General features: G+C 70.2%; 14 protein-coding genes. 6 read left to right on the top strand and 8 right to left on the bottom strand.

The features are described from left to right. Window positions 1–99: 99 nt before the first annotated feature. The 3 genes from AC3EO4_RS04140 to AC3EO4_RS04130 are packed head-to-tail and all read left to right on the top strand — an operon-like array spanning window position 100 to window position 3372. On the top strand, window positions 100–783 hold the full coding sequence (locus tag AC3EO4_RS04140; RefSeq protein WP_431893858.1) for a polysaccharide deacetylase family protein: 684 nt from the start codon (window positions 100–102) through the stop codon (window positions 781–783). A gap of 47 nt (window positions 784–830) precedes the next feature. Further along, window positions 831–2210, top strand: coding sequence for a hypothetical protein (locus AC3EO4_RS04135; protein WP_431893857.1), 1380 nt, complete (start codon window positions 831–833; stop codon window positions 2208–2210). A 10-nt stretch (window positions 2211–2220) separates the two neighbouring features. Then, window positions 2221–3372: an acyltransferase family protein gene (locus tag AC3EO4_RS04130; protein ID WP_379570734.1), complete on the top strand. Its 1152-nt coding sequence runs from the start codon at window positions 2221–2223 to the stop codon at window positions 3370–3372. Here the strand turns inward: AC3EO4_RS04130 and AC3EO4_RS04125 are convergent. Continuing rightward, window positions 3359–3775 (bottom strand): winged helix-turn-helix transcriptional regulator, encoded by a 417-nt coding sequence (locus AC3EO4_RS04125; protein WP_379570732.1) that lies wholly within the window; start codon window positions 3773–3775, stop codon window positions 3359–3361. The two genes, AC3EO4_RS04130 and AC3EO4_RS04125, sit on opposite strands and share 14 nt — an antisense overlap. 78 nt (window positions 3776–3853) lie before the next feature. Here AC3EO4_RS04125 and AC3EO4_RS04120 point away from each other — a divergent pair, with 78 nt between their 5' ends. Then, window positions 3854–5248 (top strand): MFS transporter, encoded by a 1395-nt coding sequence (locus AC3EO4_RS04120; protein WP_431893854.1) that lies wholly within the window; start codon window positions 3854–3856, stop codon window positions 5246–5248. A gap of 102 nt (window positions 5249–5350) precedes the next feature. Here AC3EO4_RS04120 and AC3EO4_RS04115 read toward each other — a convergent pair whose 3' ends face one another. From AC3EO4_RS04115 to AC3EO4_RS04095, 5 genes are all read right to left on the bottom strand, one after another. Further along, a complete protein-coding gene (locus AC3EO4_RS04115) occupies window positions 5351–5917 on the bottom strand; it encodes a hypothetical protein (RefSeq protein WP_488186329.1) in 567 nt (188 codons plus the stop codon). Window positions 5918–5955: 38 nt separating this feature from the next. Continuing rightward, a complete protein-coding gene (gene guaA, locus AC3EO4_RS04110) occupies window positions 5956–7506 on the bottom strand; it encodes a glutamine-hydrolyzing GMP synthase (protein ID WP_379570726.1) in 1551 nt (516 codons plus the stop codon). Window positions 7507–7590: 84 nt separating this feature from the next. Next, window positions 7591–8421 carry an SDR family NAD(P)-dependent oxidoreductase gene (locus AC3EO4_RS04105; protein WP_431893850.1) on the bottom strand — a complete coding sequence of 277 codons (831 nt, stop codon included), beginning with the start codon at window positions 8419–8421 and terminating at the stop codon, window positions 7591–7593. A 104-nt stretch (window positions 8422–8525) separates the two neighbouring features. Then, complete coding sequence (locus tag AC3EO4_RS04100; protein ID WP_431893848.1) at window positions 8526–10019, bottom strand: DUF885 family protein; 1494 nt, start codon at window positions 10017–10019, stop codon at window positions 8526–8528. Then, window positions 10016–10993, bottom strand: a complete 978-nt coding sequence (locus tag AC3EO4_RS04095) for a LacI family DNA-binding transcriptional regulator (RefSeq protein ID WP_379570720.1) — start codon at window positions 10991–10993, stop codon at window positions 10016–10018. Before AC3EO4_RS04095 ends, AC3EO4_RS04100 begins: the two co-directional genes overlap by 4 nt. A 90-nt stretch (window positions 10994–11083) precedes the next feature. Between AC3EO4_RS04095 and AC3EO4_RS04090 the strand changes: the two genes are divergently transcribed. Beyond that, a complete protein-coding gene (locus tag AC3EO4_RS04090) occupies window positions 11084–12316 on the top strand; it encodes an MFS transporter (protein WP_431893845.1) in 1233 nt (410 codons plus the stop codon). On the opposite strand, the gene AC3EO4_RS04085 is transcribed toward AC3EO4_RS04090, so the two are convergent. Next, window positions 12309–13673 (bottom strand): pyridoxal phosphate-dependent decarboxylase family protein, encoded by a 1365-nt coding sequence (locus tag AC3EO4_RS04085; protein ID WP_431893844.1) that lies wholly within the window; start codon window positions 13671–13673, stop codon window positions 12309–12311. The genes AC3EO4_RS04090 and AC3EO4_RS04085 overlap by 8 nt on opposite strands. 66 nt (window positions 13674–13739) lie before the next feature. Between AC3EO4_RS04085 and AC3EO4_RS04080 the strand changes: the two genes are divergently transcribed. Next, entirely contained in the window at window positions 13740–14207 is a 468-nt protein-coding gene (locus AC3EO4_RS04080; RefSeq protein ID WP_379570714.1) for an Lrp/AsnC family transcriptional regulator, read from the top strand. A 61-nt stretch (window positions 14208–14268) separates the two neighbouring features. On the opposite strand, the gene AC3EO4_RS04075 is transcribed toward AC3EO4_RS04080, so the two are convergent. Then, window positions 14269–15012 carry an MBL fold metallo-hydrolase gene (locus AC3EO4_RS04075; RefSeq protein ID WP_431893842.1) on the bottom strand — a complete coding sequence of 248 codons (744 nt, stop codon included), beginning with the start codon at window positions 15010–15012 and terminating at the stop codon, window positions 14269–14271. Window positions 15013–15024 lie beyond the last annotated feature (12 nt).

Here is a 15024-nt window from a genome sequence, read left to right as displayed (position 1 = left end):
GCCATCGGACAGCGGGGAGGCGGCCACGGTGACGAGAACACCGGCGAAATGGGGCACGATAGACGGGGCCCGTTGATCCCCCGTCGATGGAGGTGCCTGATGTTCGTGCGTGGTCTCGTCATGGCCGGAATGGCCGCCGTGCTCCTGCCGGCGCCCTCCGCGCACGCGGCGGCCAAGGTCGACTGCGCGAAGGTCAAGTGCCTCGCGCTGACCTTCGACGACGGACCAGGGGCCTCGACTGGAACGCTCCTGTCCACGCTGCGGAAGTCCGGAGCCAAGGCCACCTTCTTCCTCATGGGCAAGCACGTCGAAAGCCGTCCCACGCTGGTCAAGCGCATGGCGGCGGAGGGGCACGAGATCGGCAACCACACCTGGTCGCACCCGAGCCTGACCACGCTGTTCGACGAGGAGATCACGCAGGAGCTGAGGACGACCCAGGAGGCCGTCAAGAAGGTCACCGGCAGGGCGCCGAAGCTGTTCCGCCCGCCGTACGGGAACACCGACGACAGGGTGGCCGCGCTGGCGGGCGACGAGGGGATGGCGCAGGTGCTGTGGACCGGCACCACGCTCGACTGGAAGCTGCGCGACCAGAAGAAGATCAGGGCGGCCGTGCTCAAGCTGGCCAGGCGCGACGGCGTCATCCTCATGCACGACGTGGTCCCGCAGACCGTCCAGGTGATGCCGACGCTGATCAAGGATCTGCGCAAGCGCGGCTACCACCTGGTGACGGTGTCGGCCCTGCTCAAGGGGCGCACGCTCGAACCGGGTGAGACCTATCCGTAGACCGTCCGTTTTGCTCTGATCCGCTACCGCCCGGACAATAGCTCTCGATGATGATCGAACGCCCCACGGTAAGGATCTTCCTCTGGATCCAGGCAGTGCTCCTGCTGTGGTGGGCCGCCTTCTATCCAGGCCTGTTCAGCCGCGACTCCGTGCTCTATCTGAGCCACACCATCGTCGGCCCGTGGGTGAGCGACCACTCCGTCCTGTACGACGCGCTCCTGTGGCTGAGTGTCAAGGCCACGGGCGCCGTCAGTCCCGTGACCCTTCTCCAGACCACGGGCATGGCGCTGGCGATCTCGCTCCTCGCGCAGGAGCTCAAGGGCCTCGGCGCGCCGAGGCTCCCGACGACCTTGGCCGCCGTCCTGCTGCCCTTCGCGCCGCCCTTCGGGGCCTTCTCCGTGACGTTCTGGAAGGACGTGCCGTTCACCGCCTGCGTCATCGGCATCACGGCCGTCTGCGCGCGGATCGCCAGGGACAGAGGCCCGACCAGGGGGACGCTGGTCGCGCTCGGCGCGGTGATGCTGGGCGCGGGGCTGTTCAGGGCCAACGGTTTCATGGTCGTGGGCATCGTGGTGCTCGCCCTGATGATCATCGGTAAGGGGACGCGGCTGCGGCTGGCGGCCGTGGGGCTGGGCGCGGCGGCCGTACCCGTCCTGCTCACCAACCTCGTCCTGCCGCAGGTGGGCATCGTCCCGCCGTCACGCACGTTCGTCTACCACACCGCCTACGGGGACATCGCGGTCGCGTGGAAGGAGCGGACGGACCTGTTCACCACGCAGGACGTGGCGCTCATGGCCGAGATCGCGCCGCTGGAGCGCTGGTGGAGGGGCGGCAACTGCAACACGATCAATCCGCTGATCTGGCGGGGCGACTTCGACTGGCGGCGCTCGGACGAGCTCAGCCCGCAGGTGATGGCGCTCTGGCAGCGCATCCTGGTGGAGGCACCCGACCAGGTGATCAGGACCAGGTTGTGCAGGGGGGCGATCGCGTGGCGGCCAGGGGCCGACCGCTGGTCGGAGGGCGGCGCGACCTACCACTTCTCGAGCAGGTGGTTCGCGTGGGAGTACGTGGGCCCCGACATGATCGAGCGCCATCCCGAGCTGGAGAGCTTCAACCTGAGCCCGTTGTCGTGGCCGCTGCACGACGTCGCCGACCAGTGGCTGGACGCCTCCTTCGCGCCCGACCTCGACTGGCTGGTGTGGCGGGGGCCGATCTGGTGCTACGCCGCCTACGTGGCGCTCGCGCTGGCGGCCTGGCTGCGCGGCAACAGATGGGTGCTCGGGATCGCGGCCGCCATGCTCGGCCAGCAGCTCGCGGTGCTCGCCAACATCTCCGCGCAGGACTTCCGCTACATGGCTTCGCCGATCTTCATCGGCTTCCTCATGCTCCCCTTGCTCGTTCGCTTCTGGCGCGCGGGGCGCGGGTAAGCTTCGTCAGATGACGAGACGGCTGGCGTGGCTCGACGCCCTGCGAGGGCTGGGCGCCACGGCTGTCCTCGTGGAGCATCTCAACTACCACTTCCTTGACGAGCTACGGCCACGCTGGATGAATCTGGGCATCTACGGCGTCCTGGTCTTCTTCCTGGTCAGCGGCTACATCATTCCCGCGTCGCTGGAACGCAGGGGCGATGTGCCGGCGTTCTGGATCAGCAGGGTCTTCCGCCTCTACCCGCTCTACCTGCTGCTCATCGCGGTCACGCTCGCGCTGTCGCCGCTGCTGCCACTGCGCGGCGACGTCAACGCGGTCGCCCACCTGACGATGCTCATGGAGGTCACGGGCTCGGCGGGCATGGTCGAGCCGATGTGGACGCTCTCCTACGAGATGGTCTTCTACCTGCTGGTCACGGGCCTGTTCGTGGCGGGGGTGCACCGGCGCAGCGGTTGGTTCGCGCTGGCCTTCGCGCTGCTGGCGACGCTGGTGGCCTTCACACTGCCGCGTGAGGGTCACCTGCTCGACGGCCCATGGGCGCCCGTCGCGGTCCTCGTCGTCGCCGCCGTCGGCCTGGGCTGCGTGCTGTTCGGCTCCCGCTCCTCCCGTACGGCGGGCGCCGTCCTGCTGGCCGTCCTCGCGGTCGCGCTGATCTGGATCGGCAGCAGGGAGTCGTGGCAGGGCGCGATGATCCTCGCGGTGATGTTCACCGGCACCGCGATCCATCGCTGGGAACGCGCGCAGGGCTCGGGCCTGTGGCCGGTGGCGGGAGTCGCGGCACTGATCCTGCTGGTGCCCTTCCTCAAGCCCGTGACGTTCAACGGCCTGACCAACCTGGCGACGATGGGCCTGGCCGCCGCGACGTTCGCGCTGTTCTTCGCGTTGCGCGGGCGCGAACTCCCGCGCGTGCTGGCCTGGCTCGGCCTGATCAGCTACTCGGTCTACCTCGTGCACGTTCCACTGATCAAGCTCGCGCTGCTCGTCATCGGCGATCCAGGGCGGCTGCCGTGGCCCGCGCAGCTCGGTCTCGGCCTGGCGCTGCTCGCGCTGATCCTGGGCGTGAGCTGGCTCACCTACCGCTTCGTCGAGCTGCCCGCCCAGCGCTACGGCAGGCGGCTCATCGAACGTCGGGCCGCCGCCCGCGAGCTCATTGCCGCCTAGCGTCGTAGAGCTCGCGTGACTTGGCCACGCAGGCGCTGTGCCGGCGCGACCAGTCGGTGAGCGTCAGCATCGCCTCGTACAGTTCCAACGCCATCGGCGTCGCCTGGTACTCCACCTTGGGCGGCACGGTCGGGTAGACGGTGCGGGTCAGCATCCCGTCGCGCTCCAGATTGCGCAGGGTCAGCGTCAGCATGCGCCGGGAGATGCCCTGGATGAGCCGCTCCAGCTCGGTGAACCTGATCGGCCCTTCGGCCGAGGCGACGATGATCTGGATGGCCCACTTGCCCGCGATCCTGTCGAGGATCTCCCTGGGCGGGACGGGGCATTCCCCCATCTCGAGCAGGGCCCTGGCGTCGTCCAGCGTCCTGAGCTGGGTTGGTACAGCGGTGTTCCCCTGAGACATGAAAGTGCCTTCTTCCGTCGGACCTCGATAGTCACACATCATGGCCACTGTTACAAAACATGCACTAAGGGAGTAACAGTGACCGCGCACAACAAGTGGGCAGCTCTCGCCCTGCTGGCCGCCACCCAGTTCGTCCTGATCCTCGACCTGACGATCATCGGCATCGCGAGCCCGATCATGGGCGGGGAGTTGCACCTGAGACCCCAGGAGCTGTCCTGGATGACCACCGCGTACACGCTGGTGTTCGGCGGGTTGCTCCTGCTCGGCGGCCGGTTGTCGGACTACCTGGGCCGCCGCCGCGTCTTCGTCGCCGGCATGCTGCTGTTCGCCGCCGCCTCCCTCGCGGGGGGCCTCGCCTCGACGGGCGCCCTCGTGATCGCGGCGCGGGCCGTCCAGGGGCTGGCGGGGGCGCTGGTCGCGCCCGCCGCGCTGTCGCTGGTGATGACCATCTTCAAGGACGATCCGCAGCTCAACAAGGCGATGGGCGTGTGGGGCGCGGTCGGCGGTGTGGGCGGCGCGGCCGGCGTGGTGCTCGGCGGGCTGCTCACCGACTGGTTCGGCTGGCGCTCGGTCTTCTTCGTGAACGTCCCTGTCGGCGCCGTCGCCGCCCTCCTGGCCTTCCGCCTGCTGCCCGCCGTCAGGTCCACCGAGGCGCGCGGCGGCTTCGACCTGGCCGGAGCCGTCACCTCCACCGGCGGGCTCGCCCTGCTGACCTACGCCTTCGAGGGCTCGGGCACGCTGTGGGCGGGCGCGCTCGCCGTGGTACTGCTGGCGGCCTTCCTGGCCATCGAGTCGCGCTCGAAGAACCCGCTCATGCCCCTGGGCATCTTCCGCAAGCGGCAGCTCCGCGCGGGCAACGTGCTGATGTTCCTGGTACCGGTCGCCATGCAGCCGATCTTCTTCATCCTGACCCTCTACACGCAGTTCGTCCTCGGCTACAGCCCCACCCAGTCGGGCCTGTCCATGGTCGCCATCGCCGTCGCCGTCGCCGTCACCGCCTCCACCGTCGGCGGCAGGGCGCTCAGCAGGTACGGCGTGCGCGCCACAGCCGCGACCGGAATCGTGTTCATGCTCGCGGGCATCGCCCTCTACCTGCGTATCGACGTCGACGGCGGCTTCCTCACCAGCATGCTGGCCCCCGAGCTGCTCACCGGCTTCGGCTTCGGCCTCATGGTCGTGCCCGCGACCGTCGCCGCCACCGCCGAGGCCTCCCCCGGCGAGGCGGGCCTCGCCTCAGGCCTGATGAACGTCAGCCAGCAGACCGGCATCTCGATCGGCATGGCCGTGCTCATCTCGCTGGCCGCGACGACCACGGGCGGCTCCACCCAGCCCGCCGACCTGGTGGCCGGCTACCACGCGGCCCTGTGGGCGGCCGTCGCCGTCATGGCCGTCGCCCTGGTGGTGGCTCTGACCATGCTGCCTGGCCTGAAGGCGGCCGCCGTGAGCGAGAGCCGGGCACATCAACCGGCTTGACGATCGCAGTCGTTCGATTACTATTGGTGATGCACAGCCCACTAGGGCTGTGAAGTGAGGCCGGGTTTTCCGCCGTATGACGGGCGCCCGGCCTTTGCGCTGTCAGGAGGCGGTCAGCTCACACGACACGTGCTCCACCAGCGGACCCAGCACTTTGAGATGCCGCTCCTCTCCTCGTGCCAGCTGCGCCGCCGCCGCGCCGACGACGATGTCCGCCAACCAGAGCATGGGCGTGCCCTCCGATGCGGCGTGCATGAAGGTGAACCGTTGAGGCCTGCCGGCGACTCCCGTGAGAACCCTCCGGTCGATCTGGTTCTGCCGTTCCTCACGACGGTCGATGACCAAGTGTCGAATACCCGGGGCGAGCTCCTGGGCAGCCCAACTCAGCGCACGGGCTCGTGCAGCCTCCTGACGCGCACCGGCGGTGAACCGGCATCCGTAGACCCGGGCCGAGATGGGGAGCGCAGCGATCACCTGAACGAGCAGGTCGCGGGTGGCCTCCAGTTCGGCATGCCAGTGCGGGCGCTGATGACGGGGCGTGCAAGGCAAAAGCCGCTCTCGCACCTCCCCTTCCAGCGAAGGATCCGCGCACACCAACGCGAGGAGATACAGGCCCTGCCTGTCGTGGATCGATTCGTCGATGTAGCCGAAACGCAAAGGGGGAGTCACGGAACGCGATTATTCCGTAACTCCCCGCTAAGGAACGCCTACTCCCACTCGATGGTGCCGGGCGGCTTGCTGGTCACGTCGACCACCACCCTGTTGATGTCACGCACCTCGTTGGTGATGCGCGTGGAGATGCGCGACAGGACGTCGTAGGGCACCCGTGCCCAGTCGGCGGTCATGGCGTCCTCGGAGGTCACCGGGCGCAGGACCACGGGGTGGCCGTAGGTGCGGCCGTCACCCTGGACGCCCACCGAGCGGACGTCGGCCAGCAGCACCACGGGGCACTGCCAGATCTCGCGGTCGAGCCCCGCCCTGGACAGCTCCTCCCTGGCGATGGCGTCGGCCTCGCGCAGGATGTCGAGGCGCTCCTGGGTGACGGAGCCGATGATGCGGATGCCGAGGCCGGGACCGGGGAACGGCTGGCGCCACACCATCGCGGCGGGCAGGCCGAGCTCCTCGCCCGCCCTGCGCACCTCGTCCTTGAACAGCGTGCGCAGCGGCTCCACGAGCGAGAACTGCAGGTCTTCCGGCAGGCCTCCGACGTTGTGGTGCGACTTGATGTTGGCGGTGCCCGTGCCGCCGCCCGACTCCACCACGTCGGGGTAGAGGGTGCCCTGGACCAGGAAGTCGACAGGTCCCTCCGACATGATGGCGCGCTGCTCGTCCTCGAAGACGCGGATGAACTCGCGGCCGATGATCTTGCGCTTCTCCTCGGGGTCGGTGACCCCGTCGAGCGCCTTCAGGAAGCGGTCGGCGGCGTCGACGACGCGGAGCTTGACGCCCGTCGCGGCCACGAAGTCGCGCTCGACCTGCTCGGCCTCGCCCTTGCGCAGCAGGCCGTGGTCCACGAACACGCAGGTGAGGCGGTCACCGATGGCGCGCTGGACGACGGCGGCGGCCACCGCGGAGTCGACCCCGCCCGACAGCGCGCAGATGGCGCGGCCCTCGGGGCCGATCTGCTGCTGGACGGCGGCCACCGCGTCCTCGACGATGTTGAGCATCGTCCACGAGGGCCGGCAGCCGGCGGCGTCGAGGAAGTGCTTGAGCACGGCCTGGCCGTGGTCGGAGTGGAGGACCTCGGGGTGGAACTGCACGCCGTACAGGCCCTTGGCGGGATGCTCGAAGGCGGCCACCGGCGTCTCGTCGGTGGCGGCGGTGACGGTGAAGCCGGCGGGCGCCGAGGCGACGCTGTCGCCGTGGGACATCCAGACGGTCTGCTTGGCGGGCAGGCCGGAGAAGAGCACGCCTTCGCGGCCGACGCGCAGCTCGGTGCCGCCGTACTCGGCGACGCCGGTGCGGGCCACCTCACCGCCGAGCGTCTGGGCCATGGCCTGGAAGCCGTAACAGATGCCGAAGGTCGGCACCCCGGTCTCGAACAGGCCCTGAGGAACGGCGGGCGCGCCCTCGGCGTAGACCGAGGAGGGGCCGCCGGACAGGATGATCGCCTTCGGCTTCTTGGCCAGCATCTCCTCGACCGGCATCGTCGAGGGGACGATCTCGGAGTAGACGTGGCATTCGCGCACCCGCCTGGCAATCAGCTGTGCGTACTGCGCACCGAAGTCGACCACGAGCACTGTGTCGAATTCAGACACCGAAAGAACCCCCAACCAGGTGAATGCGGTGCTCTCAGTGTATCCGTAGGCCGGCGAGCACCCGGCAGGGCGGCTGTGCCCCGGTCACTCGTAGTCGGGCGGGCCCGGAACCCCTCCGTCGAGCAGGGTGGCGGTCTGCTCGACCAGGCTCCGCTCGTAGCTCGCGTGGGTCAGCACGAGGAAGCGCTCGTCCCTGATCGCCGCGACGGTCGCGTCGGCGACCTCGGCCGGATCGACGCCCTTCTCCACCAGCGCGTCGAGCCACTCCTGCGAGAAGAGGTCGTCGCGGGTGCGGGCCACCGCGAGGTCGGCGGGCCTGACGCGCTCGGAGCGGCTGATGCCGGTGCGCACCCCGCCGGGGCACAGCGCGGTGACGCGCAGTTTGGAGCCGACCTGCCGCAGGTCGTGGGCGAGAGACTGGGAGGCGGCGAGGGCGGCGTACTTGCTGACCGCCTGGCCGCCGAGGTTGGGCCCGGCGAACAGGCCCGCGACGGAGACGCTGTTGACGATGTGGCCCTCGGTGTCCTGCTCGATCATGCGCGGCACGAACTCGCGGATGCCGTGCAGCACGCCCCAGACGTTGACGCCCAGCAGCCAGGCGAAATCCTCCTCCGTGCGCGTCCACATGCGTCCGCCCTGGAAGACGCCCGCGTTGTTGCACAGCACGTGCACCCCGCCGAGCTCGCTGAAGGCCCTGTTGGCCAGATGGTGTACGGCCGGCGCGTCGGAGACGTCGGTCATCTGGGTGAGCACCTTGACCCCCGAGACCATCGCGGCCGTCTCGGCCAGGCCGCGCGGATCGACGTCGGCGAGCATCAGCGACATGCCCTCCGCCGCGAACCGCACCGCCAGCGCTCTGCCGATCCCGCCCGACGCGCCCGTCACCACCGCGACCTTGCCGGAGAGCTCCCGCACCGCCCCTCCCTAGCGCTCGCTTGAAGGAGACGTTAGCGTGATCTCCGTCGTGTGGAAAGGACACCGGGGGGCGCGGTAAACGTTACCCGCGCCCGTCGGCGGGCTCAGAGGATCCTGTCGAGCAGGCCGAGCGGCGGCGAGCCGAGGTCGAGCATCGCCTTGTGGAAGCGCTGCAGCGTGAACGCCGCGCCCCATTCGGCGCGGGCTCGCGCCCTGAGGTCCTGGATGAGCAGCTTCCCCCACGTGTAGCGGCCGTAGGTGGGATCGAAGCCCGCTCTGCGGGCCTCGGACAGCGCGGCGGGACCGGCCAGCTGGGTGTCGGACGCGAAGCGACGCGCGCCGTCCTCGACCGTCATCTGCCCGGTGTGGACGCCGATGGCGCAGGCCAGACGGGTGACGCGGATCAGCGCCTCCAGCCAGACGCCGATCTCGAAGCGCGGGTCGTGAGCCTCGAAGCCCTCCTCGACGCACAGCTCCTCGCCGTAGTGGGCCCATCCCTCGGCGAACGACATCGACAGCAGGTGGCGCCTGACGTCGGTGCCCACGTGTCGCAGCGCGCGGCCGTGGGAGAAGTGCCCCGGCGCCACCTCGTGCACGTTGATCGCCGGAAGCGTGGTGTCGCTGAAGACCTCCAGCCACTCCTCCTGCTCCTCCACCGGCCACGAGGCGTCGGGCGGCGTGATGTAGTACCACGAGGGGCCCTCGGGCTCGCCGGGCGCGTTCCACGCCATCATCGCCATCGCCCAGCGGCGCGACTCGGGCGCGAGCCCGACCAGGCACTCGCCGTCGTGGTAGGGCACCAGGTCCTTCTCGCGGGTGAACGCGATGGCCTTCTCCGTGCCGACCCGTGCCGCCTCGATCACCCCGTCGGCGTCGGGGTGCTGCTTGACCAGCTCCCGCGCGACCTCCAGCGGCGGCCTGCCCTGCTCTCCCAGCCTGGCGCAGGCGTCGGCGAGCCGTTCCATCAGCCGGTCGCGCTCGGCGTCCGCGCGCTCGGCGAGCCTGCCGAGGTCGACGGGCAGCCCCTCGGACCCGCCCATCAGCCTGGCCAGGGCCTGGCCGCCGAGAGCGGCGTCGGGATCGCCCGCCGCGGCGGCCCGCTCGACGTGCGCGACCAGCCTGGCGTGCGCCTTCAGCGCCTCGGCGTCGGTGACGCCCGCCGCCAGGCCCTTGACCGCGCCGAGCAGCGAGGTGGCGATGGGCGCCGGGACCTGGTCGAGGGAGGCGATCGCGTGGTCGACGGCCTCGGGCCACAGCGCCAGGTGCGCGGCCTTGGCGGCGGCGCGCTCCTCCTCCGGCGCGTAGTCGCGGTCGTAGCAGGCCAGGTCGAGATTGGACAGGTGGAACAGCGGGTTGCGCCGGTGGAGCTCCAGCTCACCGAAGACGACCTTCGCCGCGTCCTCGAACACCTCCAGGTGGGCGGCGTCGTAGGCGTCGGCGGGCGCGGGCCCCTCACCGACCCGCGCGAGCCCGGCCCGCACACCTTCGGGAGACAGGTCCTGGATCCTGCCGTCGTACTCGTGCCTGCCCGCCGTCTCCCGCGCGTCGGCCTGCGCCAGATCGAGGACGGCGCGCAGCCGGGCGTCGAGTTCGGTCATGTGGAGTCCCTTCCGATGAGCTGGAGTGTCCAGATGCCGACGTCGCCACACGTCTCGCCGCGGACGAGCCGGTCGATCAACGTGGCAATACTGGCAGGAGCCTCCGACAGGTCGGGCCTGACGGTGGTCAGCCTGGGTCGGGTCAGGCGCGCGAGCGGCAGGTCGTCGCAGCCCACCACCGCCACGTCGCCCGGCACGGCGAGCCCCGCGTCGTGGAGCGCGGCCAGCAGGAGCATCGCGTAGTCGTCGTTGTAGGCGAACACGCCCTCCCCGCCCGACAGACCTGCCACGAACGCGGCCGCCTCGCCCTCGTCGAAGGCCAGGTCGACGGCTCTGACGGGCACGCCTGCCGACCGCGCGCCGCGCAGCCTTTCGAGGCCCATGGGCCTGATCCCCTCCTCGCGGGGCACGATCGCCACGATCTCCGTGCGGCCCCTTTCCATCAGGTGCCGTACGGCCAGCGCGCCCACCCCCTCGTGGTCGGCCAGCACGGAGGGGATTCCGCCGATCCCCTCCGACCCCATCCCGATGATCGCCTTGACCCCGGCGGCACGCAGCACCTCGATGCCCGCGCCGGTCAGCCTGGCCAGGTCGGCCAGCACGGCGACCGGTCGCAGCTCGGCCCACGCCTTCGCCGCGGCCACGCCCTTCACCTCGCGCGCGCCGTACTGGACCATCGTGTAGCCGCGCCCGCCCAGCTTCCTGTCGAGCTCCTCGAGGAGGCCGGTGGCCAGGGAGCCCTGGGGGACGTCCGGCAGCGCGACGAGCACCAGGCCGCTGCTGCCTGTGCGCAGGGTGCGGGCGCCCGCGTGGGGGACGTATCCGAGCCGTTCCGCCGCGTCACGCACGCGGGCCCTGGTCTCCTCGCTGATCCGGCTGCCCGGCCGGTCGTTGAGCACGTACGAGACCGTGGCCTGGGAGACGCCTGCCGCTCTGGCCACGTCCATGCTGGTGGCGGGTCTGTTGCCGCTCATCACGTTCAGAACATTCCTCTTGTCAGGTGCCGTCACCCGATGCTATCCAGTGCTTATACGTATAAGCACCCCCTCAAGTCAGGAGTCGCCATGGTCCCCGCCACTGGCGTCCGCCGGGACGGCCTTCCGAAACTGCTCACCGTCCTCGGCGCGGGCAACGCCGTCATGTACGCCCTCTACATGGGCGTCGGCGGCCTGCTCGTGCAGTCCCAGATCGCCGCGATCGACCCCGCCGGCAAGGTCGCCAACGTCGGTCTCGTCGCCGGCGTGAGCGCGATCTTCGCCACGGTCTTCAACCCGATCGGCGGCACGCTCTCCGACAGGACCACCCGCTCCCGCTGGGGCAGGCGCAACCCCTGGATCATCGGCGGCGCGCTCGCGGCCCTGGCCACCATGCTGCTGATGAGCCAGGTCTCCACCATCCCGATGATCCTGCTCGGCTGGTCGCTGGCCCAGGCCATGATGAACATCTACCAGGCCGCCCTCACCGCGATCGTCCCCGACCGGGTGCCGGAGGAGCGCCGCGGCACCGCCTCCGCCGTCCTCGGCGTCGCCCTGTCGTTCGGCACCATCCTGGGCACCCAGGTCGCGGTGTTCTTCGTCGCCGACATCTCGCTCGGCTACCTCGTGTTCGGCTCGGCGGTCGTGCTGGGCGCACTGCTCGTCGTCACGCTCACGCACGACCCGCGCCCCGGCGAGTACGAGGTCGTCGTCAAGCCCAGGCCGTCGATCACCGACTTCCTGTCCGCGTTGAGGCACCGCGACTTCATGTGGGTCTTCCTCGGCCGCGCGATGATGATCCTCGGCTACTTCATGCCGCTGATGTTCACCCTGTTCATCGTCCGGGACTACATCGGCATCCCGAAGGACCAGGCGCCGCAGGCGGTGGCCACCATCACGATCGTCTCCACGCTGAGCGGCATCGTCGCGACCGTGATCTGCGGGCCGCTGTCCGACCGGCTCGACCGCCGCAAGCTGTTCGTGACGGTCTCGGGTGTCGTGGCGGCACTGGCGATGCTGTTGCCTCTGCTGTGGCCGACCTGGACCGCGATGCTCCTGTTCGCCGTCGTGCAGGGCGCCGCTTTCGGCGCGTACAGCGCGGTCGACATCGCCATCGTCACGCTCGTCCTGCCCAGCAAGGAGGACGCCGCCCGCGACATGGGCATCCTCAACATCGCCAACGCGGGGCCGCAGATGATCGCGCCCTTCATCGCCGCGGCGATCATCGGGAGCCTGGGCGGCTACGCCTCGCTCTGGGTCGCGGCCATCGTCATCTCTCTCGTCGGGGCGGTCGCCGTCCTGCCGGTCAAGGGCGTCAGGTAGTGCTCCGGCCGCCCGCGACGGTGTCGAGCAGCGCCTCCAGGTGCCGCTCGTCCGTCGCGGGCGCCATGACGGTGACGCGCAGGTGCCGCACGCCGTCCAGTTCGGTCGAGGTCAGGTGGAAGGCGCCGTCGGCCATCAGCCGCTCGCGGATCACCGTCTGGTCGCCGTCGCCGTACCTGAAGCAGACGATGTTGCTCTCCGGCTCGTACGGCAGGACGAACCCAGGCCGCTCCCGCGCCAGCTCCCAGAACCTGTGCGCGGTGTCGTACTGCCTGGCCACGTAGTCGCCGAGCCCCCGCTCCCCCCGCCACGCCAGGTTGAGGAACACCTTCAGGCCGAGCGCCGCCTTGGTGCACTCCACGGTCCTGCTGATGAGGTCGAAACCCTGGTCGCCGTAGAACAGGTAGCTGGCCTGCTGCTGGAAGGCCGCGTCGAGATCGCCCTCGCGCCGCACCAGGACCGCCGCCGACAGCCCCGAGGTGCGCAGCATCTTGTGCGCGTCCCAGATCACCGAGTCGGCGAGGGAGGAGATCCCGTCGAGCAGGTGCGCGTGCCGCTCGCTGAGCAGCGCCGACGCCCCGTGCGCGGCGTCGACGTGGAACCAGATGCCGCGCTCGCGGCACCACTGTCCGACCGCGCGCAGGTCGTCGTGGAGCCCGGTGCCGGTCGCGCACGCGCCCGCGACCAGCGCGATCGGCCGCCGGTCGAACGAGGAGGGCAGGCGGGCGACGTCGATGCGGCCCAGCGAGTCGGTGGGCAGCGGGATCACCGCCCGCTGCCCCATGCCCAGGATGCTCGCCGCCCGCGACACCGAGTAGTGCGCGGAGGACGGCGCGAGAATCGCCAGGTCGCCGGGCACTCCCTCCTCCCATGCGGAGGGAACGGCGCGTGCCCTGGCCGCCAGCAGGGCGGTCAGGTTGGCCAGCGAGCCGCCGTGGGTCAGCACACCGCCGCCGTCGGGGAAGCCGACCTTGTCCAGCATCCACCGCAGCACCTCGAACTCCACTGTGGCGGCGGAGGCACCCATCTCGTAGACCGCCATCGGGTTGTTCGTCGCGCCGTGCACGAAGTCGGCCAGCGCCGCGGGGAAGTCGGGCGAGGCGACCTGGTGGGCCAGATAAGCCGGGTGGTGCAGCCTGGTGCCCTCGTCGAGGAAGGCCCGCAGGAAGCCGCGGAAGGCCTCGGGCGTCAGGCCGCCCTTCTCGATCAGCTCAGGCAGATGAAGGCGTTCGGCCAGCTCACGCGGCGGCGTGCGGTTGAGCACCCTGGCCGTGCCGCTCTGGCTGTCGGCCACGTAGCGCGACAGCTCCTCGACGGCGACCCGCGCCGCGCTCTCGAACTCCTCGATGTCCCACATACGGCCATAATCGGGTGAACATGCGGCGAGAGGCCAGCGCCACCGAATCGGAGGAAGCAGAAGACGATGAGCGCCGAACTGGATTCGATCGACCTGACGATTCTCAAGGAACTGCAGAAGGACGCGCGGCTGCCGAACAAGGACCTGGCCGAACGGCTCGGCGTGGCCCCCTCCACCGCACTCGAACGCGTCAGGTCGCTGCGGCGACGTGGTGTGATCACCGGGTTCAGGGCGACCATCGACACCTCGGCGCTCGGCAGGCCCCTGCAGGCGTTCCTGGCGCTGAAGGTGCGGCCGCACACCAGCCAGCTCGTCGATCCGCTGCGCGTGTTCATCCTGGGACTGCCGGAGACGATCGCGTTCTACGCCGTCGCGGGCCCCGACGACTTCCTCGTGCACGTGGCGGTGGCCGACGCCGAGAGCCTGCACCGCCTGGTGCTCGAGAAGTACCTCGTGCGCCCCGAGATCGTGCACCTGCAGACGACATTGATCTTCAGGACGTACGACCAGCCCGTGCAGCGACCCGCTGCGTGAGGATGGCCGCTCTCCGCGCTCGACCAGGACCACGCCGTCTACGTCGCGCCGAACGTCTGGGTCAGCCACCCACTGTGATCTGCTCGCCCGGCTTCAGCAGGCGCAGCCGGTCGGACAGGCCGGCCCGTTCGAAGGCCTGCACGAGCGTGTCGGGCCCCTGAGTGAAGTGCTGCCAGTGCTCGAAGTGCAGCGGCACCACGTCACGGGCACCGAGGATGCGCGCGGCCTCGGCGGCGGCGGCGCTCGAAAGGGTCAGGTAGGCCTCGCCGAGGAGCGGCGTCCGCGCCCCTCCCGCGAACAGCACGGCCACGTCGATCGCACCTATGCGGGCGCTGATGGCCCTGACCACGTCGAGTGAGGCGTTGTCGCCGCTGACGTACACGGTCGGAAGGCCGTCGCCCGACAGCACGAAACCGGTGACCTCGCCCACCAGGTGCTCGCTGCCGTCGGGTCCGTGCTGGGCAGGGACGCCGGTGACGCGCAGCGCGCCGACCGTGACGCTCTCCCAGTTCGGCAGGGCCCTGACGGCGCCGCCGAGCCGTCCGGCAGCCTGTCCCGTCGACAGCACCAGCGGGACGGTCTCCAGGTAGGCCCTGCCTGCCGTGTCGAGATTGTCCGGATGCTGGTCGTGCGAGAGCAGCACCAGATCGGCCGGTTCGGGCCCGAAGGCCGGCCCCGCCGTCTTCGTGAGCTTCCGCTCGCCGATCGGGTATTCACCTGGCGGGTCGAACGTCGGATCCACGACCAGCCGGACGCCACCCAGCTCGATCACGGCGGTCGGGCCGCCCGCGTAACGCATCTCCATGGCGTACTACGA

This window comes from Nonomuraea sp. bgisy101, assembly GCF_057708945.1.
Note: the sequence above shows the minus strand (reverse complement) of the source record. Positions and strands in the feature narration are given on the sequence as shown.

Coding starts and splice junctions, on each gene's coding strand:
- AC3EO4_RS04075 (WP_431893842.1), bottom strand. CDS start 15,012: ATGGAGATGCGTTACGCGGGCGGCCCGACCGCCGTGATCGAGCTGGGT.
- AC3EO4_RS04100 (WP_431893848.1), bottom strand. CDS start 10,019: ATGACCGAACTCGACGCCCGGCTGCGCGCCGTCCTCGATCTGGCGCAG.
- AC3EO4_RS04125 (WP_379570732.1), bottom strand. CDS start 3,775: ATGTCTCAGGGGAACACCGCTGTACCAACCCAGCTCAGGACGCTGGAC.
- AC3EO4_RS04080 (WP_379570714.1), top strand. CDS start 13,740: ATGAGCGCCGAACTGGATTCGATCGACCTGACGATTCTCAAGGAACTG.
- AC3EO4_RS04090 (WP_431893845.1), top strand. CDS start 11,084: ATGGTCCCCGCCACTGGCGTCCGCCGGGACGGCCTTCCGAAACTGCTC.
- AC3EO4_RS04085 (WP_431893844.1), bottom strand. CDS start 13,673: ATGTGGGACATCGAGGAGTTCGAGAGCGCGGCGCGGGTCGCCGTCGAG.
- AC3EO4_RS04135 (WP_431893857.1), top strand. CDS start 831: ATGATGATCGAACGCCCCACGGTAAGGATCTTCCTCTGGATCCAGGCA.
- AC3EO4_RS04140 (WP_431893858.1), top strand. CDS start 100: ATGTTCGTGCGTGGTCTCGTCATGGCCGGAATGGCCGCCGTGCTCCTG.
- AC3EO4_RS04095 (WP_379570720.1), bottom strand. CDS start 10,993: ATGAGCGGCAACAGACCCGCCACCAGCATGGACGTGGCCAGAGCGGCA.
- AC3EO4_RS04130 (WP_379570734.1), top strand. CDS start 2,221: ATGACGAGACGGCTGGCGTGGCTCGACGCCCTGCGAGGGCTGGGCGCC.